Here is a 25,266-nt window from a genome sequence, read left to right on the forward strand (position 1 = left end):
AATTTTTGGACAACCATACATCATCTTTCTCAGAGCGATTGCCTGAGTCAAGCTATTACTGCTAAATGGGCATTACAAGCTGTAGTGCTTATTCTGCAACACTTTGAGCTTTTCTTCGTGCCATTCGTTTTACAGTTGTATCTTAAACTGTATGGAAGATTTTTTCAAAATTTAATAGGTAGATCTTATTCACTTCAGCTCGTCATTTCATCAACTACTCTTGATTTGGCGTTGGAATCTCATAGGAGTGTTACTAGGAGTGACGACTACTGAGAGTGTTGTTATCCTTTCAGAAGCTGATTAAGTAGCTTAACTAAGTTAATAGAAGTAGGTATTTTGCCTGCCTATCAACTAAATTAATACTCAAACAAATTTAGTAGCGCTCCCAAGAAGGTTGAAAGCCGCGCCGTCGCAGAAAATCTTCTTGTAGTTGTTGTCTTTGACGCGATAAATCGCTATCCGACTGTCCATTGGATTGATTTACTTGCAACCGCTCAAGTTGTTCTAGTGCAGTCAAAGGTTTATCTTGTGCAGCACTCAAACTTGCTAGCGTCCGCCGAATAGATAAATCATTTGGATTAACTGCTAAAACTTGAGAATATAACTGTTCTGCAGAGTTAAAGCGGCGCTGCTGAAACCGAATACCACCTAAAGCAGATAAAGCATCTGCATTGTAAGGTTGTGCACTCAAGATTGTTTGATAAGCGCGATCGGCAAGACTTAGATCGCCAATTGCTTGTGCTAATTGTCCTTGCAAGAAATAAACGCCAACATTATTTGGATTACTTGCAACAATTTGAGCAACTCGCGCGCGTGCTAGTGCTGGATCTCGCGATGCAATTAATTGCAAAGAGCGTGTTTGTACAGGAATATTATTCGGCTCAATCGCCAAAAGCGCATTATAAAGACTTTCCCGCTGAGGACTTGCAGGCAATGCAGCAACTAAACTAAATAACTCAGCAGGTGCATTAGTCGTAGGTTGAGTTTGCAACCAACTGCTGAGTACTGCTTCTGCTTGAGCTTGTGAGATTCTGTTTGCTTGATAAGCGATACTAGCGCGTCCTAATTGGATATTTGCATCTTGAGGATTTCGTACCAAAAGCTGATCGTAAAGAATAAGAGCATTATCTGATTGATTTTGGCTGAGGTAAATTCCAGCAAGTCCTTGCAGTGCAGCATTTAGAACATCACTATCTTGAATATTAGCGGCAATCAATGCTTGATAACGTGCTTGTGCAGCTGTTAAGTTTCCTTCCCGTCGCTCGATTTCTGCTGCAAGTAATTGTGGTGCGAGATCTGTTGCTCCTGCTGGTGTCGCTGCATAAGCTGCCAAAGCGCGTTTGGCACCTTCTAAATCATTGCTTTGCAGTAATAGCTGTGCTACGCGGAAATTAAGAAACGGTTGATTGACACCAACCAGCAGTAAATTCTGATAAACAGGCAGAAATTCTAGCCCTGGGGGTTCAATTTGTGCTAAAGCTTGTGCTAATTGCTGCCGTTGAGTGGGATCTGTGGGTAAGATTTGTAGAACTTGAGATAGTCGTCCCTTGAGATCGGTTGGAGAGATTAACCCTAGTTGGCGTTCGAGAGCTAAAAGTTGTACTTGAACACTGGGATCGTTTGGTTGGCTAGTTGCTAATTGACGATACAACTGTAATGCAGTTTGTTGCCCTTGAGGTAAACCACTAAAAACATCAGCTGCCTCGCGTAATAGTTGCGGATCGGGAGTCACTGCTTGAGCTAGTGCTTGAGAGTAGAGATTTCCGACTCGTTCAGCAAGTCCAGCAACATTAGCACGTAAACGAATTTCATTGAGCGATCGCGCTAAAGGTAAAATCGCATCGACTCTACCTTGTAAAGGATCTAAAATTGCTAGTGATTCAGTAAACTGCTGATTTGCTAAGTAGGCTAAAGATAACTCCGCACGGGCTTGAATCGCGCGATCGTCAATTTGAGCAGCTTGTACTTGGGGTTCGAGAACTTGTATAGCTGCTGCTGCACTACCTGTTTGACGTAAAGCGCGGGCATAGGCGATCGCTGCATAGCCAGAGATCGACTGTCCTGTTGCACGGTAGCGATTAAACAGCTCTAATCCTTGTTGATAGTTACCGCTATTAGTGTAAGTTTCTGCTGCACCAAGTAAGATTTCTGGAGATGGATTATTAGCTAAAACAGTTTGATAGTCTGCTAAAGCTTCCGCGAACCGACCTTGATAACCGTAGAGTAATGCGCGTTGGGCACGAGCTTCGGTGTCATTCGGGTTAAGACTGAGTAACGTTGTCAGTGCTTCTATGCCACGTGCTTGCCACTCAGGGCGAAAACCGCCAAGAGTACCTACACTTTGAAGTGCTAGTTGATTGTTAGGTTCTTGTGCCAAAACTTGTTGGTAAGCATCCCACGCTTCAGAAGTTTCTCCCTGTCGCCTATAGGCAATTGCTAAGCCGAGTTTCGCAGGAATAGACTGCGGATAGCGGCGAATGGCTTGGTGAAAAGCAGCGATCGCATCTTTAACCAGTCCTTGATCTAAAAGCGTATAGCCTCGACGCACCTCGTTTGGCAGTGCTTGTGCTTGAGCAACAGGAACCCCTATAACAACCTCTAGTACTGGACTTCCAACTAATCCCATCATTAGTACAAAAGGAACTAAGTAAGAAATTTGCCTTTTGCCAGTTTCCATTTTGTTCACGCTCTTTTGCGGCTGACTCATCGGATAATACTCTCGATAGGAGTCACATTAAACTCTGTTTTAAGCCTAAATCCAAAAATTGTTTCGGAGAAATTGTTACGCTCTTGAAACGTAAAGCCCAACCGTAAGTTAGACAGAAAGCGGAAATCATAATACAACTCTAAGACATCAGGTCTATCATTCCCTGCTTGCCGACGCAATCTATCATTAGACAAACTTCTACCATAAGCTAAGCCAAGTCTATCGTCAGGTGAAAACACATCTAAAAAGCTCACACCTAAACTATATGTATCTCCTCCTAGTTCTAAATCGCGGTTTTCATAGCGACCATAGCGACCAAATAGCCCCATTTTAAGATTAGGAATATAAACTTCTGCGTTGACACCGTATGATTCCTCGCGATCCGAACGCAAAATGCCACTATCTCCATCACTTCTGGCAACTTGAAAAGCTTCTTGGAAGCCATCTTGAGTTCCAGCATCGCGATCTGTAGCATAAGTTCCGCGAATGATCGCATTGCCGTAGCGAATCCCTACTTCTGTAGCAAATCCATCGAGTGCAAAGTCTCCAATTGCTCGTGAAGAAGAAAAGATCGCCGCTTTAGCTTCAATGTTATCGGTTACGGTCCAATTCACCAAAGCACCAGGACGCGAGTTAACACCAGTACTGACTAGAGCTGGATTTGTCTGAAACACAGGATTAAAAAACTGCGATGCTCCATCTTTAGCAAAGCTATTACGGTCAAAGTAAGAAGTCAAATCAAGTTGACCAATCACAAACCGCAAGTTTGGTACATTTTCTAACGAAGTTGCTAAATAAAATTCATTAAGATTCAATCCTTGAGTTCGAGAATCAGCAAAAGCGTTGCCATCAGTTAAATCAACTGTCGCACCTACCAAAATTCGAGGTGTGAGAGGATACACTGCACCTACTCGTGCTCGAGCTGAAGACTCGTCTCCTTGATAAGAATAAACACCTTGCAACTGCAAAGCAGAATTACTCACCGGTTGACTATCCAACGCAGGTACTGTAGGTGTTTGGATCGTACCTTGGTTAGGAATAGGAGTTGGAGGTGCTGGAGCTAAATTCGGGCTAGGAGCAGTGGGAGGTACTGTATTGAGTGGAGGAGGTAATTGTGTTGTGGCTGGTGCTAAGTAAGAGCCAACAGGTGCTGGAAATACTTGCTGTCCAACAGCTGCATTTTGGTTGACAACTGGAGCATATGATGTCATACCGCCTGGGTACATCATGCTCATACCACCCGCATTAGGTTGTGGCATAGGTGGTAAGTAAAGTTGGGGAACTGGAACACCATAAGGAATCATATACCCTGGTGCTAAAGGTACAGCATTTCCACCGATCGCATTAGGTGGCGCTAGATAAGGCTGTTGAGTTGGAACACCATAAGGAACCATCATCATGCCGAGTGCATTAGGTTGTGGCATGGGTGGTAAGTAAGGCTGTTGAGTTGGAACACCATAAGGAACCATCATTCCATTGACAGGACTTCCTGGTGCTGGCGGTAGCACATCGCCGTTTGGAGAATTTGCCTGAGGAATTCCAGGGCTTGCAGGAACTGGTAGTGATGTCACTGGTGGTTGAACGTACGTTGGAGATCCAACGACACCGTAAGGATAAGGTGATGCAATCGCTCCAGGATAAATATTGGCTGGAGCTTGCGGCACATAGGGTTGTACAACGCTGTAAGGAGTCATAACTCCAGGTGCAATGCTTCCACTACCAAGCATATTAGGTTGTGGTGGTGCCACTGGTGGTAGGGAAGGTGATGCCATCCCTTGATTTGGGTAATTGCTGTTTCTCTGCGCAAGTTCTTCTTGCCACGTTTTCGCAGGAGATACTGCTGGCGGGCGAGATCCATAAGGAATACCACTAGGAACGGCCAAATACTGATTGTAGTTGGGAAGTGTTCCTGGAGCTACTTGTGGACTTTGAATATAATTAAAATTTGGTGGAGTCGTATTTTGATTTGGCAAGCTCGGAAGTTGTGCTATCAATTGAGAGTCAATGTGTTGATGCTGTTCAGAGTTTGCTTGAGCAGGTTGATTAGTACCAACTTCAAGCAGGCAAACAGCGATCACACTCACACCAAGTAAGCTAAATAGCTTAAATTGATTCAAAAATATGGGTATAGGACAATCAGGTACGGTTTGGCTCATCACACCCTGGTTGCTTGGCTAATTAATTCTTCGTAGGCAGACTGACGCCACTTTAACAAACCTTATTCCGATCGACGAGATCTAGCAGCTTAATATTCTCGTGTAAAAGGTATTAATTTGCAGCCAATAGCCGTAAATTTTGCAGGGTGAGTAGCTGAATAGGTGTAAATAAAAGTACAAATTTTGAGTAATTAAATTTTCCAAGATTCTTTGTAAAAGTCTCTTGTTGATCTTAAAAAGCAAGATTATCCTGGAGCAGTAGCTTTACGAGTTTTAAGGAATGCGCTTTTTGCTCACTGGTGTTTAATGATTTTTGTTTGGTTTTGCAACTTTGTCATCAAAATACTTAAAATTTAGTGTGTTTTTATTGCGATCGCCCTATGCTTATCCCTTTATATCAATTTATTCTAAAAATTAAATTCCCTCAGATTACGGCTTGTAGTTTACTGTCATTGCTATGTATTAGCTGCTCGCCTCCACCTCAACAAGGTGTAGAACTCAACATTAACCAGATCAAAGCAGCAAGTCGTCCAGGAGTCTACAATATTGCAGGTAGTACTAATTTACCTGATGATAGTGGAATTGCAGTGACAGCGTTACGTTATCTCAGTCCAGCACACGAGCGATCGCTTACTTCTCAGCCTCATACGTACTCTATCTTGGCTAGGCAAATTGTGCCAGTATCGGCAGGAAAATGGCAAACTACACTTAATTTTTGGCAAGTTGCTACAGATGGAAGTTATCAAGAAGCTTGGCAAACAGAAGCAGCACTGCAAAACTTACTACAACCAGCCACATCTATAACTTTTATTGCTACCTACGAACCTTCAGCTCAGTTACCAACTGAACAGCAAACAATCCCAGAATTACAAGGAAGATTAGTTCGGTTTAGTGTTGATGGTGAAGAGTATGTGCAAGCTAGTCAAACACTGCCTATTACTCTAGCTTCTGGAAAAACAGCTCCTCCTAAAGTTCTACCAGAAGAAACAAACGGAGGTTGGGGAAACCGTTCAGAACTTGATTTGAATGCTTCTAATACCACCGCAACTCGTCCAAAACCAATTAAGACAAACCAAACTAATGCTCCACTTTCTCTAGCTGAATTCTTACGTTAATAACTACTGCGTTTCTAATTAAGTAAGTGGGTGTAGTTATTTATCAGATGCTATGTGCTGCTTAATAGCTCCACTAGCCATTAGACCTATAACAGCCCTTAAATCACGTTTATTTTTATTCACTTACTTAGGATAGTCATTCAAGTGAAGATAATAGACCTGAATTTATAATTCATAACGTAGACGTTAACAGTATTTTGCTTTTAGTTTTTTACTTTGTTGACGGCTACGTTCTACACATATGTTTTTATGAGTGAGAAACAAGCAGAGAATCACTAGCTAATGCTTCTTGCTCTGGTTTTACCGAGGTATTTATTTGTAATGTTTTGTGTAAATTCTCCATCTGAACCATGATTTGTTGTAATTGATCTTGCAGTTCTTCTACTGAAGGTGTATCTAGCGCAGGTTCTTGCTGAAAATCTCTCAAATTTTGCGGTTTTTGAGTAGGAATAGCTTGTGTATACGATATATAGTTTTGCGCTAAAGAAAACTGTGATGTAGCTGCTTGAACTGTTAAGATAGGCTCTGCTTTGTGCTCTGCAATTACAACTAAAGGCTCAATAGCTTGTACGGGTGTAGTGATAACAACAGGCTGCATTGCAGTTGTAGCAGGTTCTGAGGCTGTAGTAGATACTTCACCTTCTAAGAATGAATTTAATCCAACAGTTGCTAAACGAGATTCAGAAAGTTTAAGTTGTTCTAATTGCTCTTCTTTTTCTTGCAAACGTTGTTGCAAACCAGATAGCTGCTGCTCTACTTGTGCTGATTTACGAGAAGATTGTTGCCATCCTGCAACTGCAACACTAGCAATTCCTGTTCCCAAACTCAGTAAGCTTGCTAAGCCAAGATAAGGAGTAGAGATGTCTCTTAGTTTACCATGAAACACTGGTTCTTCTTGGAGTTGAATTGCTACAGGCTTAGAGCCAAGTAAAGCCAAAGGTAAAGTTAATGTTGCAAAGATTCCGGTAGAAAGAAGTACAGGTGGTAGAACAAATTTTTTGAAGATAGATGTAGTCATGATTTATACTTGTGAATGTTTTTTGTGAGGAACTATGTCAATTAGAAGTTTTTTCGAAACCAAAGCTAAAGGTGTACTTTAGTTTTGTAGAGGTAATTATTAATATTTAGTAACAAGTCCTTGCCACAATTTGCTTTTATTTCTGGAATGTAATTAATTCGTTGTCTGTACTTAGTTTAACTTTGAGATCGTAATTGTCTATATAGAGAATATAAAGTTGCGTGTAAATACTTAAATTTGTTGTAAGGTTTTTCAGTAAAATTGACAATGCATCTTCTACTAAATTCCTACAAATACTGATTGTGCGGAAATTTAGACTGTGATGAAAATAGAGTGAATAGGCGATCGCTCTAATAAGTGGAGGCACTTCTTGATACTGATACGTGTCATGCTCAATATAAGCAAGATAAGCAAGCAGCCTGCTCATAAATAGATTCTAGAAGATACATATTTATAGAAAGCTCTTATATAACTGTGAGATTTAAATAGCTGCACACCTTAACGGCTAGCAGTTGCCTACTACAAATATAGATAGATACAAATATGGTTAATTTTTTCTCCTATGGTATGTGTATTGCATCTATGGCAGTGTTTATACTGAGTTTTTTAGATCAAATGCTACTCTTGAACACTTGTTCTTACCAGATACAGAAAACATCGCCGCTTCTACCAGAGAGAAAGTGCTCTCAACGACGAAATAAGACCATGATTTTACAGATGCTCTGCTTATTTACATTAGCAGTGACAACAGTATTGGTGACGCCTTGGTTATTGAAAGAAATCAATACTACAACCTATGCCACGACAACTATTCAATTTCCCTTATCTACTCAAGGAGCAAAAATAGTTGATGCTAAAGGAAATCAAGTTTTGCTTAGAGGCGTTAACTGGTTTGGTATGGAGACAGAGTTACATGCTCCTCACGGTTTATGGCGTCGAGATTATCGGGAAATGTTAGCACAAATCAAGAGTTTGGGATATAACACGATCCGGCTACCTTATTCCGTACAATCACTGAGATCTTTAGAAGTCAGCGGAATTGACTACAAACTTGGTGCAAATCAAGAACTGCAGGGAAAAACTCCCTTAGAAGTCATGGACTATATCATTCAAGAAGCTCAGCATCAAGGCTTGCTTATTGTGTTAGATAGTCATCGATTAAATGACAAACGTATTCCTGAGTTGTGGTACGGAGATGGGTTTACAGAACAAGACTGGATTAATACATGGCTAATGTTAGCGATTCGTTACCAAAATCAAGACAATGTGATTGGAGCAGATTTAAAAAATGAACCCCACGGTCGTGCGAGTTGGGGAACTAACGATTTAGCAACTGATTGGCGACTTGCTGCAGAACGAGCAGGAAATGCAATTCTTGCGTTGAATCCTCATTGGTTAATTATCGTGGAAGGAGTAGAAAATAATGTTCCAGGACAAAGATTATCAGGACATTGGCAAGGAGGTAATCTTGAAGGTGTCAGACGTTATCCAGTACGTTTATCTCACTCTGATAAGTTAATTTATTCTCCGCACGAATATGGTCCTGGAGTCTACAATCAGCCTTGGTTTGCTGAACGAACTTTTCCTTACAATCTCTATCACCGTTGGGAGATTGGATTTCACTACATTGCTGGTCAAAATATCGCCCCTGTTCTAGTTGGAGAATTTGGCGGTCATTATGTAGATACGATATCCAAAGAAGGTATTTGGCAACAGCAATTTATCAATTACATTCAAAAGCATCATCTGAGCTTTACCTATTGGAGTTGGAATCCTAACAGTGATGATACAGGCGGAATTTTACAAGATGACTGGCAAAGTGTAAATGTACCTAAACATAATCTATTGAGTCGGCTATTAGAAGGTATTTCCTTCACTCATTAATTACCTCTACCCATCATAACTATAGTGAGCAAAGCGATCGCTCTCTACAACAATCTCAACCATAACTGACAAAATTCCAATGTTCCAACTTTACATTCTCAGGGGTTAGAAGTGACAATACAGCTGCAATGTGATTGGAAAACAGGGTTTTGTTATAGTTTCCATGCCAGCAATAAAACAAACAGCCATATCTCAAATTGACAAGTAAGCTTTCAAATACATGAAACAGCAATTGATAATATTTGGAAGGCAACATTTAAGCAACCAGGGAAAAAATACTTATTGACTCCTTAAGATGTAGAAAAGAAACCTCGAACATAATCAAGTGTGATTTGGTTGTTGTGCTACAAAGCCAAGTCAAAACTATCAGATGCGGCAAATACAGCAATAGTAAACATAATTAGGGCATTATTGAGGAACCCAGAATTATCGCTCTAACTAACTTTTAAGCATGCTCTCTGAACCGAAGATTTGCGAAGAGCTTCCTCTGCTATATCTAATCCCCAGTCGCTAAATTTTGCACATATCCCACCTTTAAAGTAAACCCTCTAAACCAAAGTGGTCTAGAGGGTCTTTCTTTTTCCTATTTCAGCTCAAGATTAGCTCAACAAGTTAGAGATCGTCTTCATCACTGTCTTCATCTTCATCTTCTTCGTAATCATCGTCTTCATCTTCATCAGCTGCAAAGTCCTCGACCTCATCACTGATCATCAAGTCTTCATCATCTTGAATGAAGGAATTACGATCAAAGCTAAAATTATCTCCCAAACCACCGTCTAAATTGTAAGCGCGAGCTGTACGGTCATCGAGTACGACATCGAGTGAATCTTCTCCATCATCAAAGACACTTCCTGAGTCAAGCGAGAGATCTTCGCTCATCGGACTAGCAAGTTCCTCATAGGCATTAAAGCCAGTTCCAGCAGGAATCAAGCGTCCAATAATGACGTTTTCTTTCAAGCCGCGTAGCCAGTCTGATTTACCTTCAATCGCGGCTTCGGTTAGGACTCTTGTAGTTTCTTGGAAAGAAGCTGCTGAAATAAAGCTATCTGTATTGAGTGATGCCTTAGTGATACCGAGTAGCATTGGTGTATACTGCGCTCTAGCACCTCCAGTAATACTCATTGCTTCGTTGACCTGCTCAATTTGCCGCAGCTCGACCAATTCACCAGGTAGCATTGTGGTGTCGCCACCATCATCAACACGTACCTTAGAAGTCATTTGCCGCACAATAACTTCAATGTGCTTGTCAGCAATATCAATTCCTTGAGATTGGTACACTGTTTGGACTTCATTCACCAAGAAAGTTTGTACTTGCTGCAATGCTTCTAAAGCATCAGCATAAGCACCATTTTGCGTACCATACTCAAAGAAAATTTCCAAGATTTCGTGAGGATTGGCGGGTCCTTCTGTCAGCGGCATTCCAACTTCTACTGTTGCTCCATCTGGTACTACGGCATTCTGACCAGGTCCAATAGGATATTCAATGACTGCGCCAGAGTCTTCAACAACTCTAATTGCAACTGCTTCATCTTCTAACCTGCCAACTTCAACGGTTCCTGGTTTACGAGCAAGAACACAAGCTTCCTTGGGTTTACGAGCTTCCAACAGTTCTTCAATTCGCGGTAAACCTTGAATAATATCTCCAGTCTTAGCTCGCTCGAACACAAGTAATACTAAGTTGTCACCGCGTTGAACTAAACCGCCATCTTCAACTTGTAAGACAGCTCCTGGTGAAACGCGATAAGGACGAGCAATTCGCAGAACAATTTCATAATTGTTACTAGTTAGGGCTGTGTTTGCTGCGTCTTCTTGCCTTGCGGTTTGAGATCTAATTTCCAGGACTTGACCGGATTCCTCAATCACAACCCCTGGAGCGATTTCACGACCAGCAATTAGTAAGTCACCTGTTTTGACGTGAGGTTTCTCTTTGGTTGTAACGGTGAATTGATCTGTCGTTCTGACTACTAAGATCCGGCGAATTGCCTCTGCCCCCTCACGAATACCGCGAATTTCCCCTGCTTCTTTGCCCTGGATTTCTGTGCGAGCCACAACAGCACCAGCTTCAATAGTTTGTCCGTCTTCGACAAGAAGCCTTGTTTGAGTACTCCCTTGGGTTGCATCAGCAGCAATGTCACGACGAATCACTAATGATTCAAGAATTACTAACTGCAAGCGCTGAACGTTTGAATCGTCCTCATCTGGGACTAACTCAATGTCAGCGAGCATTGGTGAGCCTGTGTGTTCAGGTGACTGCATTTGCTCAATTTCTAGCACCAACTGAGTACGTAATAGCTCTACTCCCTCGACAGAACGAACGCGCTCTGAATCTTTGTACGGAACGCGTTGCACTGCTCTAAGAGTAATTGAACGACCCGCACCTGCGCTCGATTGTGTACTGGGAACTGAAGGTTCATCTGGTACTGCGAATTCAGTCACTGGACGCAGCAGCAAAGCAGGTCCTTCTGGCGATTCGACGTACTCGATATAGCGTAAGTCTGAGAGGGTATGTCCTGGCAGAATTTCCTCGCCTGGTTGACCAAATGTACCATCGCGATTCATAACTGCTTCAGGATCGTCTACCATCAGCAAGTCACCAGGCTTGATCACTAGCTCGCGTAGAATGTCATTTTTCTGAGTAACTTCCACTACACCATTGTTTTGGCAGAAGATATCTTTAACTACTTCAGTTCCAGCTTCAACATACTGAGCATCTTCTACCATCAGTAGCGAGATATCTTTATTAACCTCGTGGGTTTCTTCTGGAATCCACAAAATCGTTCCACCTTGGACAATTTCATAGCCCTGCTTAGCTTTACCTTTCTTCGCCAGCTCTATCCCAGAATACTTAATTAAACCGCCAGTCGTAGTGCGATATTCATCAGAAATCAACTCAGCTACAACTTGGTTATTTTGTACTTTTGTTCCAGGGGTAGCGAGCAGCGAGAACATTTGGTTATTATTTGTTTCAACCAAATATTGATCGCGACCTTGACTGTGTTCTGCTCGTACTCTAGCGGTATCTAGTACGACTGAAGCAGTAATGATTTCTATTTCTCGCCCACCTTTGCCGTTGTTTACACTTCCTGACGGTATCCGTACAGTACCGCCATAGACAGTGTTAAGTCGTGTCTCAGCAAGAACGCTATTTGCTTCAATCTTTTGACCATTAACAACCGACGGTTCTGCTCCTGGAGGTAAGTTGTACACTTCTCCAGATAAAATCCAAATCAAACCACCTCTTGCTGCAGTAGTTGTCGTATTACCTTGACGGTCTGTTTTTTCTTCTGGGACAACATCAGCAAACTTAACTTCGCCTGCTAAGTCTGAGGCAACATCTTTTGTTGCTTTTTCTGTATGTGCTCTAGTGTTACGACCGCCAATTGCAACTTCTGCAAGAAGTTCTCCAACTTTTACCGTTTGACCGTCAGTAATGTACAGAGTAGAACCTTGGGTTACAGGAACGGTGACTTTCTCGCCAGATCTTGCTTCAACTGTTAGGGTACCATTCGCTTCAACAATCAATGCATCTTCCCCGTGACGAGTGCGGAAGGGTCGAGTCCGTAAGCGGCTGGGGATTCGTAACGTACCTTCGACGTCACTGCGAACTTGTCGAGCAACTTCACCAGTAAATACACCTCCAGTATGGAAAGTCCGCATTGTCAGCTGAGTTCCTGGTTCACCGATACTTTGAGCTGCAATAATTCCCACAGCCTCGCCAAGATCAACCATTTTGCCATGCGCTAAACTCCAACCGTAACAGTGTTGACATACCGAGCGAGCGGCTTCACACGTTAAGGGCGATCGCACAATAACTTCTTCGACACCAGCTTTCTCGATGTGCTTGGCTACTTCGTCAGAAATCGGTTGATTTTTCTCGAACAAGACTTCTTTTGTTTGGGGATGCACAATATCTATTGCTGCAATTCTGCCCAATAGTCGCGAGCTAAGAGGAATAACTACGCGATCGCCTTCCATCATTGCTCGCAGCGAGATCCCTCTTGTTGTTCCGCAATCAATTTCCCGAATAATCACATCTTGCGAAACGTCTACTAAACGACGTGTTAAGTAACCTGAATCGGCTGTTCTCAGTGCGGTATCAACTAACCCTTTTCTGGCTCCGTAGGAAGAAATAATATACTCAGTAACTGTCAATCCTTCGCGGAAATTTGTTTTAATTGGTAAGTCAATAATCTCACCTTGGGGATCAGCCATCAAACCACGCATTCCCACCAACTGGCGCACTTGAGAAATATTCCCCCTAGCTCCAGAGAACGCCATCATATATACTGAGTTCAACGGATTAGTTGCGCGGAAGTGATCGACAACTTCATCTTTAAGCGCTTCACTGGTACTATTCCAGGTATCAATGACTTTTTGGAAGCGTTCTACTTCGGTAATTTCGCCTCGCGTGTAGCGTTCTTCAGTCGCTCGAATTTCTGCTTCGGCTGCCTCTAATAAAGCACGCTTGCTAGGAGGAACCATTAAGTCATCAACACTAATGGAAACACCCGCTTTTGTCGCGTAGCGAAATCCCAAGTCTTTTAAACGGTCGGCGATCGCTGCTGTTCGGGCAGTTCCATAATTCGTGAAAGCCCATGCGATTAAATTCTTAAGCTGTCCCTTATCTACTATCCGATTGCGAAAAATCATTCCCTTTTCTTCTGCCATTTCTCTACTATTCCTATTAGCGATTAGCAGCAATTAGCGAGCAGTACTAACCGCTCACGGCTAATTGCTGACAGCTTTACTGCAAGGCTTCCTGAATTACTTTGTTATAAATTACGCGACCTGGAGTTGTTTGTATAAACTGAGAAATCAGGTTTCCATTAGCATCTTCACGGGTACGTCGTTCGCGATAATGCTTTGTTACAGTGCCATCATCGCCTTTTTCTACCTTGACAGGTTCGGTATCTGGCTTTGCTGATTCAACTTCACCATCAAACCGTACCCACACCTTTGCATGAAGCGCAACTTGCTCTTGTTCGTAAGCCATAATGGCATCATCAAGTGAAGCAAAGAAGCGTCCAGCACCTTTTTGGCTATGGGGATTGTCTGCTGTGAGGTAATAGCAGCCCAAAACCATGTCCTGACTAGGAGTAATAATTGGTCTACCTGTTGCAGGTGACAAGATATTGTTTGAAGCTAGCATCAGTAGTCTTGCTTCTGCTTGCGATTCTAAAGACAATGGCACATGAACTGCCATTTGATCGCCGTCAAAGTCAGCGTTAAAAGCTGGGCATACGAGAGGATGGAGTTGAATTGCGCGCCCTTCCACCAGAATCGGTTCAAAAGCTTGAATTCCTAGGCGGTGTAATGTAGGAGCGCGGTTGAGTAGGACTGGATGACCTTCAATGACTTCTTCAAGGACATCCCACACACTAGGATCGCCTCGGGAAATCAGTTTTTTGGCTGCTTTGATATTGTTAACTAACCCTGAACGAATCAATCTATGAATGACAAAGGGCTGAAACAACTCAATTGCCATTTCTCTAGGCAAACCACATTGGTGGATGTGAAGTTTTGGTCCAACAACAATGACCGATCGCCCTGAGTAGTCTACTCTTTTCCCTAGTAAGTTTTGCCGAAAACGTCCTTGTTTTCCTTCAATAATGTCAGACAAGGATTTCAATGGTCGGTTATTTGCGCCTACTACAGTTCGACCGCGACGTCCATTATCAATTAATGCGTCTACCGCTTCTTGCAGCATCCGTTTTTCATTGCGGACAATAATTTCAGGAGCTAAAATTTCCTGTAATCTTGCTAAGCGGTTGTTGCGGTTAATCACCCGACGGTAAAGATCGTTTAAGTCAGAAGTTGCAAAACGACCACCATCAAGCTGTACCATCGGGCGCAAGTCTGGCGGAATCACGGGGATAACCATCATCACCATCCACTCTGGTTTAGAGCCGGTAGCAACAAAGTTATCAATGACTCGCAGTCGTTTAATCAACTTGGCACGTTTTTGCCCTTTAGCATTGGCTATTTCTTCGCGCAGCTTTTCTGCTTCAGTCTCTAAATTGATATCAGAAAGCAACCGTGCTAAAGCTTCAGCACCGATACCAACTTCTACGCCAGTAAGTTGAGAATCCTCACTGTAGATTTGATCTTCAATTTCCAACCACTGATCTTCAGTTAAGAGTTGCTTGTAGGTTAGAGTCTCAGCATTACCAGGAGACAAAACAACATAAGCATTGAAGTAAACTATTTGTTCGACATCGCGTAGCGGCATATCAAGCAAAATTGAGATATAGCTTGGTATACCTTTGAGATACCAAACATGCGCAACAGGTGCAGCAAGTTTGATATATCCCATACGATGGCGACGTACGCGGGATTCTGTGACTTCTACACCACAGCGTTCGCAGACAATACCGCGATGCCGTACTCGCTTATATTTACCACAGTGGCATTCCCAATCTTTCGCAGGACCAAAGATGCGCTCGCAGAATAGCCCATCCATCTCTGGTTTAAGTGTGCGGTAGTTAATTGTCTCCGGTTTTGTAACTTCTCCAACCACTTGACCATTAGGGAGGGTACGTTCTCCCCACTGGCGAATGCGTTCTGGTGAAGCTAAGCCAATCTTGACATAGTCAAACTGCGTTGTTTGCGCGTGTCTCATATATAAAGAATAGAAAAATGGAAGGGAATAGGATCAGGATGCAATAGATAGTAGGGGAGCGAGGTGTTCACCTCCAACCCCCTAGCATTTAATTAAGCGTCGTCTTCGAGTGCCTCGCGAGTTAAGGATTCATAGGTGGGGCGTGAAGGAGTACGGCGATTACCAGTATCTGCCATCAAATCGACTTCAGCATCAGCAGTACTTCCGTCTGCTTGAGTTTCGACTTTGTGTACGGCAATATCTAACCCGAGTGATTGAAGTTCTCGCATCAATACTTTGAATGACTCGGGTGTACCAGGTCTAGGAATGGCTTTACCTTTCACAATCGAATTTAGTGCCTCATTGCGTCCTTGCATATCATCGGATTTAACGGTGAGCAATTCCTGTAAAGTATATGCTGCACCAAAGGCTTCTAATGCCCACACTTCCATTTCTCCAAAGCGCTGACCACCTTGTTGGGCTTTACCACCTAAAGGCTGCTGCGTGACTAAGGAGTATGGTCCTGTAGAACGCGCGTGGATCTTGTCATCTACGAGGTGTACGAGTTTGAGTATGTAAGCGATACCTACGGTAATCGGGCGGTCAAAGGCTTCTCCAGTCCGACCATCAAACACCTTAATTTTGCCAGGTGTCTCTGGGTCGAATAGCCAATCTTGACCACTGCGATCGCCCGCCTCACTTAGTTTGCCATGAACGACAGTTCGTGATGACTCTTCGCCATACATTTCGTCAAATGGCGTTACCTTGTACCGCATACCCAAGTTGTGCCCTGCCCAACCGAGTAAGCACTCGAAAACTTGACCGACGTTCATGCGTGAAGGAACTCCTAGAGGATTAAGCACAATATCTACAGGTGTTCCATCTTCCAAATACGGCATATCTTCTATCGGCAGAATCCGAGAAATAATACCTTTGTTACCGTGACGTCCTGCCATTTTGTCGCCGACTTGAATCTTGCGTTTTTGCGCTACATAGACGCGTACCACCATATTTGCTCCTGGTGGCAGTTCATCGCCTTGTTCGCGGGTAAATACACGCACATCAACGACACGACCCTTTTCGCCGTTCGGTACTCTTAAAGAGTTATCTCGGACATCACGGGCTTTTTCTCCGAAGATGGCGCGCAGTAACTTCTCTTCAGGGGGTTGGTCTGACTCTCCTTTTGGAGTCACTTTACCAACAAGGATATCTCCTGCTTCTACCCACGCACCCATGCGGATGATTCCTTGTTCATCCAACTGTCGTAGCGCGTCTTCTCCGACATTAGGAATTTCTCTGGTAATTTCTTCAGGTCCAAGTTTTGTTTGTCTTGCTTCAATTTCATACTTTTCAATGTGAATTGAAGTGTAAATATCTTCTTGAACGAGTCGTTCTGAGATTAAGATCGCGTCTTCATAGTTATAACCTTCCCACGGCATATAGGCGATCATGATATTTTGACCAAGTGCCAACTCACCACCTTCAGTGGCTGAACCATCAGCAATAACTTGACCGGCAACAACGCGATCGCCTTTTTGCACTAACGGTCTTTGATTTAAACACGTATCTTGGTTAGAACGTTGATACTTAGAGATTTGATACTCAATTTCTGAACCACTGCCATCAGGACGGACGCGAATGCGGTTAGCATCTACATACGAAATTTCACCGTCCGTGCGGCTGACAATGACCATTCCAGAGTCGCGTGCCGCTTGTGCTTCTAACCCTGTTCCTACTAAAGGACGTTCTGGTTTCAGCAAAGGTACTGCTTGTCGTTGCATGTTTGATCCCATGAGCGCGCGGTTAGCGTCGTCGTGCTCTAGGAAAGGGATCATACTTGTTGCTACCGACACGATTTGTACAGGTGATACTGCAACGTAGTCTACTTGTTCTGGTGTTGTTGTTGTCCAGTCTTGACGATAACGCACTGGGACTTGTGAACCAAGGATATAACCATTGTCATCAATCGGAGTATCTCCAGGTGCGACGCGCAAATCGTCTTCTTCGTCTGCTGTCATGTAAGCTGGAGCTTTGTCAAACAAGACACGTCCGTTTTCTACTGCTCGAAATGGCGTTTCTAGAAAGCCATATTGATTAACACGAGCATGAGTTGCCAAAGAACCAATCAAACCTGCGTTTGGTCCTTCTGGTGTTTCAATCGGGCAGATTCGCCCATAGTGTGAAGGATGAATATCTCGCACAGCAAAGCCTGCACGTTCTCGGGTTAATCCTCCAGGACCTAAAGCACTCAAGCGGCGTTTGTGTGTCAGTTCTGCTAATGGATTTGTCTGATCCATAAACTGACTCAATTGGCTAGAACCAAAGAATTCTTTGATTGCTGCGACTAATGGTTTGGGGTTCACTAAGGATGCTGGAGTTAAAGCTTCAGCATCGGATACTGTCATCCGCTCTCGAATAATCCGCTCTAAGCGATTTAAACCAACGCGTACCTGATTTTGTAGCAATTCACCAACGCTGCGCACTCGGCGATTACCTAAGTGGTCGATGTCATCAGTATTGCCAATATCAAACTCTAAGTTAATCAGATAGTCAACTGCTGCCAAGATATCGTTAGAAGTTAGGACTCGTGTCGTTTCAGGGATACTCAAGCGAAGTTTCTTGTTGAGTTTGTAGCGTCCTACACGCCCAAGGTCATATCGTTTGGGATCAAAGAAGCGCGAGTCTAACAGCTGCTGACCGCCAAGCACTGTGGGCGGTTCGCCAGGACGTAGCTTGCGGTACAACTCCATTAAGGCTTCTTCTTCAGAGAACTGCCCTTCTTTTTCGATTGTCTTTTGAAAATACTCTGGGTGGCGTAGTGCATCAAAAATTTCATTGTCAGATAGACCTAGTGCCTTGAGTAGTACTTGGGCAGATAGCTTGCGGGTTTTGTCAATGCGTACCCATACCAAGTCATTACGATCAGTTTCAAATTTAAGCCATGCTCCTCGGTTAGGAATTAGGCTAGCTGAGTAAGTTCTACGACCGTTTTTATCAACTTCAGACTTATAGTAAACTCCTGGCGAACGAACAATTTGATTAACAATGACTCGCTCTGCACCGTTGATAATGAAAGTCCCGCGATCAGTCATTAGAGGTAGATCGCCGATAAAGACTTCTTGCTCTTTAATTTCACCAGTTTCTTTGTTGATCAGTCGTGTAGGCACGTACATCTGTACTGCATAGGTGCTGTCACGACGCTTTGCCTCGTCTACATCATATTTAGGTCTTTTGAGTTTGTAGTTTTGACCAACAAAGTGTAGCTCTAATTTGCCTGTGTAATCTGTAATGGGAGAGAAACTGTTGAGTTCTTCAATCAGACCGTCTTCTAAAAACCACCGGAAGCTGGAGCGCTGAATTTCAATTAAATCGGGTAACAGGAAGGCGGGTTCGATATAAGTTTCGTTTGTCATGCTTCTTATACGTACGTACTTTGTATAGTTAAACTTGCCGAGTGTTGGTAACGCTGCCAATATACTGATGGTGAGATTTGACAGTTAAGGGACAAGCGCTGTAGAAGAAATTGTGCTTTTTGGTTGCTTTGTTTGTACAATAAACACAAAGATATAAAGCTTAAGCTTGGTAGCAGTGCTTCACGGTAGTTTAGGGAACTTGCTGACTAATAGCTGATGTGGGTATCGCTGTGACAACTGAGATCTCCATTTAGTGACTGGTCACTGATAATATAAATAGGCTTAAATATTTTAAGCCTGACAGTTGCTGCTTATTTGTAGAAATCAAGTTTTGCGTACATTTTTTGCTTTTACTCGCATGACACTCCTTTCATTAAGACGTGGTTCTTTGTCCACAGCAAAAAATAGTTTTTCAATCCAGAAATTGGTTAATGTGTAGATGAGGTTGATTTTGCATAATGACTTGACCTCGCCTCTTGAAGGTTCAGAGCATTAGTAGCAGATTGTCTGTTGCTTTGGTTAACCTATTTTGTATTTGATTCGCGATCGCCAAGGTAGTTAAGAGAGAGGTGTAAAAAATTTGCAACTGCCTGAAAAATAAATTCATATTGGCTTCATTAAATATTATGGCGTTTTTCTGACAGCTTTCGCCAACTACAACCGAGATATGCTAAGTTCAGACTTCAACTTGAGTTTTATACTGAAAGCCCGAAGAGCTTGCATGCATTAGTTGTGGTTAGTGCGGCAATGTCCTCTGTAGTCACATCGCGGAGAGTGGCTAGTGTTTCGGCTACATAGCGTACAAAAGCCGGCTCATTGCGTTTTTGACTTCTTTTGGGAACCGGAGATAAAAATGGGCAGTCAGTCTCAATTAACAGGCGATCTTTCCAAACCATTTTTGCCGACTCTTGAATTTGCTTGGCATTTTTGAATGTCACTATACCGCTGAAACTTACATAAAACCCCAAATCAAGAAACCACTCTGTTTCTTCTGCATTTCCCGTCCAACAGTGCATGACTCCTTTAACTTGACCGTGTTGCTGCTGAAAATCATGAATGACATCGCGCATGATGTTAGCCGCGTCTCGGCAATGGATAATCACTGGTAAGTCAAGTTCGCGTGCGATCTCAAGTTGTGCAACAAATACATTTTTTTGCTGTATTTGGTTCTCTGCTTTGTAGAAATCCAGCCCAATCTCTCCTATTGCCACTACTTTGTTGTCTGAGCGAGCAAATGAAACGATTTGTTCAGCAGTGTTTGCTACCCATTTGTCTGCATCTAGCGGATGTAAGCCGACTGCAAAACTCAGCTCAGGAATTTTTGTTGCTAGTAACTGAATACTAGCAAATTCTGCTGGTTCTACGCAGGAGTGTACCAAGCGAACAACGCCAGCTTCTTGCCAGCGCGATCGCACGGCTGGCAAGTCCGGTTCAAACACATCAAAGTTGAGATGAACGTGGGAATCTATAAGTTGCATTTTAACGATGCTAGATGTTAGAGAAGAAAATTTGTACTTCCTAATAATCCCTAACGATTTAGTTGCCGGTTGCTTCTGCTTGTTCGTGCTGTTTGAGTCGCTTGACTAGACGTGATTTTTTTCTAGCTCCATTGTTTGGGTGTAGGACACCGCGTTTTACAGCTTTGTCAATTTTGCTGTATGCTGCTGCCATCCGCGAAAGCACTTCTTGCTTTGCTTCTGGTGTAGGATCAGCAGCATAAGTATCTACAGCAGTCAAGTATTTTTTCATTAAAGTTTTGACTGCCGATTTGTAAGCTTTGTTACGCAGTCGGTTCCGTTCTGCAATTTTGATACGCTTGATAGCAGATTTTGTATTCGCCACAGTTAAACCCAGGAAAACGATAAAATTATAAAGACAAAATCCTAGATGTACTAATATAGCATTCAATTTAGCAATATTGCGATTATCCGGAAAATCCAGGTTAAGCTAGAGAAACGAGTATGGCTCAACTTTGCACTCCATTTAGGGCAAAGCAAAATAAAGAACCTGTACTCGGTTTGGTAATTCCTAGAAAGCCACAAGTCCGAACTTCATGCTGCGAATTATTACTCAGCAAGCCGAGGTACGAGCAGAGCTACAACGCATCTGCGATCGCACCCACGATGACCAAGTGGTTCACAAAGAAGCGACGGTGCGGGAGGTGCTTCAAGCGGTGAAGCGCCAAGGCGATCGAGCCTTACTGCACTATACAGCAGAATTTGACCACCAAAACCTGAAACAAGAAGAGTTACGTGTTAGCGGTTCAGAACTAGACGCGGCTTATCAGCAAGTGTCGAAAGAGCTGCTTGACGCCATCAGGCTCGCTTGTCGTCAAATTGAAGCATTTCACCGTCAACGAGTGCCCAAATCGTGGGTTCACTTTGGTGAAGATGAAATTGTCTTGGGCAAACGCTACACGCCTGTAGACAAAGCAGGGTTATACGTACCTGGTGGCAGAGCTGCATATCCAAGCACTGTGTTAATGAACGCGGTTCCTGCCAAAGTGGCGGGAGTACCACGGCGAGTCATGGTAACACCACCAGGAGGGGAAAAATCAATTCACCCAGCAGTGCTAGTTGCCGCACAAGAAGCTGGGATAGAAGAAATTTATCGTGTAGGAGGAGCGCAGGCGATCGCCGCGCTAGCATACGGCACAGAAACAATTCCTAAAGTTAACGTCATTACAGGTCCAGGTAACATATATGTCACCTTGGCAAAAAAACTAGTGTATGGGACTGTAGGTATTGACTCGCTAGCAGGCCCTTCAGAGGTTCTGGTGATTGCTGATGAAACAGCTAATGCGACTTATGTAGCAGCTGACTTGTTGGCTCAAGCTGAGCACGATCCTATGGCTGCGGCTATTTTGTTGACAACAGATGCGGAGTTAGCAAAGAAAGTACAAGCTGAAGTCGAGCAGCAATTAGAAAATCATCCCCGCCGAACTTTAACTGAAAAAGCGATCGCGCATTATGGTTTAATTGTGATTGTAGATTCACTAGAGCAAGCAGCTGAACTCTCAAATGAGTTTGCGCCAGAACACTTAGAGCTAGAAGTCGCAGAACCTTGGGAATTGGTAGAGAAAATTCGTCATGCAGGGGCAATTTTTTTAGGTTCCTCAACACCGGAAGCTGTGGGAGATTATTTAGCAGGACCTAACCATACGCTACCAACTTCGGGAGCCGCTCGCTATGCGTCTGCTTTGGGTGTAGAAACTTTTCTAAAACACTCAAGCCTAATTCAGTATTCTCCAATCGCCCTTCAAAAAGTTGCCGGTGCAATTGAAGTTCTTGCCAAAGCTGAAGGATTACCCTCTCATGCTGCATCGGTACGGTTGAGAACGCAGCCCAAAGGTGATACATGGGGAATGGAAGACGGGGACAAGCCATCTTAACCTCAGCGCAGCACAAAGGAGATCAGCCTGTGTTAAAAACAATTGTGGTAGCTCTTGATGGTTCAGACCTCTCAGAATACGTAATTCAAACTGTACAAGAACTGCAACTGCAACCTGACAGCCAATTCATCCTTTGTCACGTTATCCCGCCACCAGTATCTGACCTAGAGATGGTGGCTGATTTACCTCATGCCTATGCAGCGGAGGTTCCTTATCGGAACGTTGAAAAGCAGATAGAAGCTTATCAAGAGCAGCTACCAGGAGAAAGTCAAGTAGAAATTGTTAGTGGCGATCCGGCTGAAGAAATTGTGCGGATTGCGAATATTTACCACGCTGACTTGATTGCGATTGGTAGTCGTGGTTTACAAGGTGTTAAGCGAATTATTCAAGGATCGGTGAGTAGTCAAGTTGTAGAGAGTGCGCATTGCTCGGTGCTTGTGGTTAAACCATAGTAGGCTTTACTCGGTAATAGGTAGTGGCTAAGAGGTCAGGCGACCAATTGTAACCATTATCCTTAAACCTGTTCTACATTGGCACAATGCCTTCATTAGCAATAAATCCAAATTGGTCTGAGACAAAAATGTCTGCATGGCTAAGCAATGGTTTATTGGTCAGTGTTGCTATTTGTACTTGCTTGCTGGGACCTATACCATCGCGATCAAAGTATAACGCTCCAGAATTTCTATTATAAATGAAGCGATCGCTCGCATCACTAGCAGTTGTCCCAAGACGAAACTGATGAGGCTTGATAACTGCACCTGGTTTCAACCCACTACCGAAATAGCGTGGTGAGACAACTATAGTGTCATCAGCGACAACAAAGTCAGTAATGATATCAGTTCCTTGGTTTGGAAAACTAAAGCTAAACCTGTCCGTACCAGATCCACCAGTCAGCGTATCTACACCATAACCTCCTGCCAGGATGTCGTTTCCTATTCCACCAATCAATAAGTCTTTACCAGAATCACCATAAAGAATATCTGCACCAGCACCGCCGCGAATTGTGTCACTGCCAGCGTCACCATAAAGAATATCTGCACCAGCTAACCCTAATATCCAGTCATTAGACTCAGTGCCTATAAGAATGTCACTGCCATTACTACCAATAATTTTTGCCACAATAATTTACTACCTCAAATCGAATCTTATTAACTAGTCCTCTGAAAGAGTAAACGTTTAAGTTGCCTACATCTGTTATCAACAATTTAAGTCCCTTTTAAAAATATATTTTATATTTACATAATAAAAAAGCAAGTCGTAACCAAGTTTATTAACTAGAAATAAATACTACAGTAATGTCTCGACAAATAGAAAATTCAAGCTTGATTTAGTAAAAGAGGCTGGGGTTTTCTCTAGTCAGCATTGCTTTTTCAGACCCTTCAAGGAAGTCTTGAAAATCATACTTTTTATTACTATTATTCAGTTTGCTTTGTCGTTAGATATAAGACATAAATACTTAATTTACGTCTTAATAACTAACTATAGAGCATTGACGTAACACTTTTAATACTGAATGATTAAAAGCAGGCAATAAAAAAGCCTAGTTCAAAAAATAATTAGTTATCAAACACAAGGAAAACAAATGGCTAGCATCAAAATTTTTGAATTAACTCCTGCTGGTACTGAACTGTTTCGGGATAATGAAAGTTTTCTCAATGAGTTAAACGATCAGGAATCTTTAACGATATCTGGTGGTGATGGTAGTGATGTGTACATTAGTAATATTAGTCAGGTAACAGTTTCAGTTGGTATTTCAATTAAGACTTTTTCTGTAGTATCTCAAGTCAAGTTTGGCAAACAAAGAGGAAGATAAGCTAAGCATTCCAATTTTGATTTAGCTTGTTGTGGTTCAGTCAAACTAATCGATATCAGATAAATCTAGTCATAATTGTTGCAATTATTTATACAGGTCGAAGCTGAGTTAGCTTCGACCTATTATTTATGTAATGAAAATACTATTAGTCATCAATGTAGGTAAGATATCTGCATAAATACTCAGTGAATAAAATTACTACTAAAAATCTCTTTTTACCTCTACAGATTTACTTATAAAGCTTTTATTGAGAATAGACGCTTATCACGCTTCGTTTGAGTAGCTTCAACTTCAGTTGAAGAACATTTGCGATTTATATAGGAGGTTTAGCTTCTGAAATAGCGAATCCTAATATTAAGTCATAAGTACCAATAAGAATATCACTTTCGTTACTAATAAAAATCGTTATCACAATGGTTTTTACCTCGACATTGATTCCATTAATTTCTCCTCATAAATAAACCTCTAATTAGCTAAAACTTTAATCAGCAGTGCAGCTATTTTACTTTCAAAAGTATATAGTAAAGCTCTGGATTACAAAAAAGTTTATTTCTCAGAAGCAAATAATATACTAATGTCTAAAAAATCCAGAATATTTAATTTTGTTTTCACAAAAAGTATTTCTGTTGCTAATTCTTAAGCAAAAATAAAATAACTAAGTTTGCTGTTGAATGAATGATTACAACATTTCAGCTATTTGTCTAAATCAAAATTTTTACTAAAGATTGCGAGTTTGTTTATGAGACATAAGTACTTGGTTAACGTCTCGAAAACCTGCTAAAAAATATTGACGTGATGGGTTACATATTGAATGATTAAAAGCAGGCAATAAAAAAGCCTAGTCCCAAAAACAACTAGTTATTAAACATAAGGAGAAACAAATGGCTAGCATCAAAATTTTTGAATTAACTCCTGCTGGTGCTGAACTGTTTCAGGATACTGAGAGCTTCCTTAATGAGTTAAACGATCAAGAATCCTTAATAATATCTGGTGGTAACGGTAGCGATTTAAATATTAGCAATATTAGTCAAGCCACTGTTTCTGTTGGTATTTCAATCAAATCACTTTCTGTAGTATCTCAAGTAAAAAGCAACCTTTACTTTGGTAAGAGAAATAGAAGATAGGCTAAACATTTCAATTTTGGTTTAGCTTACTATGTTTTAACCAATCT

Annotated in this window: 16 protein-coding genes; 6 read left to right on the forward strand and 10 right to left on the reverse strand. The window is 42.3% G+C overall.

Features of this window, described 5'->3' with window-relative positions; genetic code table 11:
• Positions 1-373: 373 nt before the first annotated feature.
• On the reverse strand, positions 374-2,707 hold the full coding sequence (locus IQ230_RS16800) for a tetratricopeptide repeat protein (protein ID WP_228055061.1): 2,334 nt from the start codon (positions 2,705-2,707) through the stop codon (positions 374-376).
• Positions 2,704-4,863: a carbohydrate porin gene (locus IQ230_RS16805; RefSeq protein ID WP_228055063.1), complete on the reverse strand. Its 2,160-nt coding sequence runs from the start codon at positions 4,861-4,863 to the stop codon at positions 2,704-2,706. The genes IQ230_RS16800 and IQ230_RS16805 overlap by 4 nt, the downstream gene beginning before the upstream one ends.
• Positions 4,864-5,243: 380 nt before the next feature.
• Here IQ230_RS16805 and IQ230_RS16810 point away from each other — a divergent pair, with 380 nt between their 5' ends.
• On the forward strand, positions 5,244-5,978 hold the full coding sequence (locus IQ230_RS16810; RefSeq protein WP_193933344.1) for a hypothetical protein: 735 nt from the start codon (positions 5,244-5,246) through the stop codon (positions 5,976-5,978).
• A gap of 247 nt (positions 5,979-6,225) precedes the next feature.
• On the opposite strand, the gene IQ230_RS16815 is transcribed toward IQ230_RS16810, so the two are convergent.
• Positions 6,226-6,996 carry a hypothetical protein gene (locus IQ230_RS16815; RefSeq protein WP_193933345.1) on the reverse strand — a complete coding sequence of 257 codons (771 nt, stop codon included), beginning with the start codon at positions 6,994-6,996 and terminating at the stop codon, positions 6,226-6,228.
• 136 nt (positions 6,997-7,132) lie between these two features.
• Entirely contained in the window at positions 7,133-7,423 is a 291-nt protein-coding gene (locus IQ230_RS16820; RefSeq protein WP_193933347.1) for a hypothetical protein, read from the reverse strand.
• Between the two features lie 278 nt (positions 7,424-7,701).
• Between IQ230_RS16820 and IQ230_RS16825 the strand changes: the two genes are divergently transcribed.
• Positions 7,702-8,880, forward strand: a complete 1,179-nt coding sequence (locus IQ230_RS16825; RefSeq protein ID WP_228055065.1) for a glycoside hydrolase family 5 protein — start codon at positions 7,702-7,704, stop codon at positions 8,878-8,880.
• Between the two features lie 612 nt (positions 8,881-9,492).
• Here the strand turns inward: IQ230_RS16825 and IQ230_RS26790 are convergent.
• The 5 genes from IQ230_RS26790 to rpsT form a co-directional block, all read right to left on the reverse strand.
• Positions 9,493-13,530 carry a DNA-directed RNA polymerase subunit beta' gene (locus IQ230_RS26790; protein WP_265576224.1) on the reverse strand — a complete coding sequence of 1,346 codons (4,038 nt, stop codon included), beginning with the start codon at positions 13,528-13,530 and terminating at the stop codon, positions 9,493-9,495.
• 94 nt (positions 13,531-13,624) lie between these two features.
• On the reverse strand, positions 13,625-15,499 hold the full coding sequence (locus tag IQ230_RS27430; RefSeq protein WP_099700422.1) for a DNA-directed RNA polymerase subunit gamma: 1,875 nt from the start codon (positions 15,497-15,499) through the stop codon (positions 13,625-13,627).
• Positions 15,500-15,591: 92 nt separating this feature from the next.
• Positions 15,592-18,891 (reverse strand): DNA-directed RNA polymerase subunit beta, encoded by a 3,300-nt coding sequence (rpoB, locus tag IQ230_RS16840; protein WP_193933353.1) that lies wholly within the window; start codon positions 18,889-18,891, stop codon positions 15,592-15,594.
• Positions 18,892-19,586: 695 nt separating this feature from the next.
• Complete coding sequence (locus tag IQ230_RS16845) at positions 19,587-20,369, reverse strand: TatD family hydrolase (protein WP_193933355.1); 783 nt, start codon at positions 20,367-20,369, stop codon at positions 19,587-19,589.
• A gap of 58 nt (positions 20,370-20,427) precedes the next feature.
• Complete coding sequence (gene rpsT, locus IQ230_RS16850; protein ID WP_099700419.1) at positions 20,428-20,733, reverse strand: 30S ribosomal protein S20; 306 nt, start codon at positions 20,731-20,733, stop codon at positions 20,428-20,430.
• 211 nt (positions 20,734-20,944) lie between these two features.
• Here rpsT and hisD point away from each other — a divergent pair, with 211 nt between their 5' ends.
• Together hisD and IQ230_RS16860 are read left to right on the forward strand one after the other, a co-directional pair.
• Positions 20,945-22,282, forward strand: coding sequence for a histidinol dehydrogenase (gene hisD / locus IQ230_RS16855; protein WP_193933357.1), 1,338 nt, complete (start codon positions 20,945-20,947; stop codon positions 22,280-22,282).
• A 29-nt stretch (positions 22,283-22,311) separates the two neighbouring features.
• Positions 22,312-22,734 (forward strand): universal stress protein, encoded by a 423-nt coding sequence (locus tag IQ230_RS16860; protein WP_193933403.1) that lies wholly within the window; start codon positions 22,312-22,314, stop codon positions 22,732-22,734.
• Positions 22,735-22,807: 73 nt separating this feature from the next.
• Here IQ230_RS16860 and IQ230_RS16865 read toward each other — a convergent pair whose 3' ends face one another.
• Positions 22,808-23,401, reverse strand: coding sequence for a calcium-binding protein (locus IQ230_RS16865; protein WP_193933359.1), 594 nt, complete (start codon positions 23,399-23,401; stop codon positions 22,808-22,810).
• A 463-nt stretch (positions 23,402-23,864) separates the two neighbouring features.
• Here IQ230_RS16865 and IQ230_RS16870 point away from each other — a divergent pair, with 463 nt between their 5' ends.
• Together IQ230_RS16870 and IQ230_RS16875 are read left to right on the forward strand one after the other, a co-directional pair.
• Positions 23,865-24,095, forward strand: coding sequence for a hypothetical protein (locus tag IQ230_RS16870; protein WP_193933361.1), 231 nt, complete (start codon positions 23,865-23,867; stop codon positions 24,093-24,095).
• Positions 24,096-24,976: 881 nt separating this feature from the next.
• Positions 24,977-25,219 carry a hypothetical protein gene (locus IQ230_RS16875; protein WP_193933363.1) on the forward strand — a complete coding sequence of 81 codons (243 nt, stop codon included), beginning with the start codon at positions 24,977-24,979 and terminating at the stop codon, positions 25,217-25,219.
• Positions 25,220-25,266 lie beyond the last annotated feature (47 nt).

The organism is Gloeocapsopsis crepidinum LEGE 06123 (assembly GCF_015207655.1).
GTDB lineage: Bacteria > Cyanobacteriota > Cyanobacteriia > Cyanobacteriales > Chroococcidiopsidaceae > Gloeocapsopsis > Gloeocapsopsis crepidinum.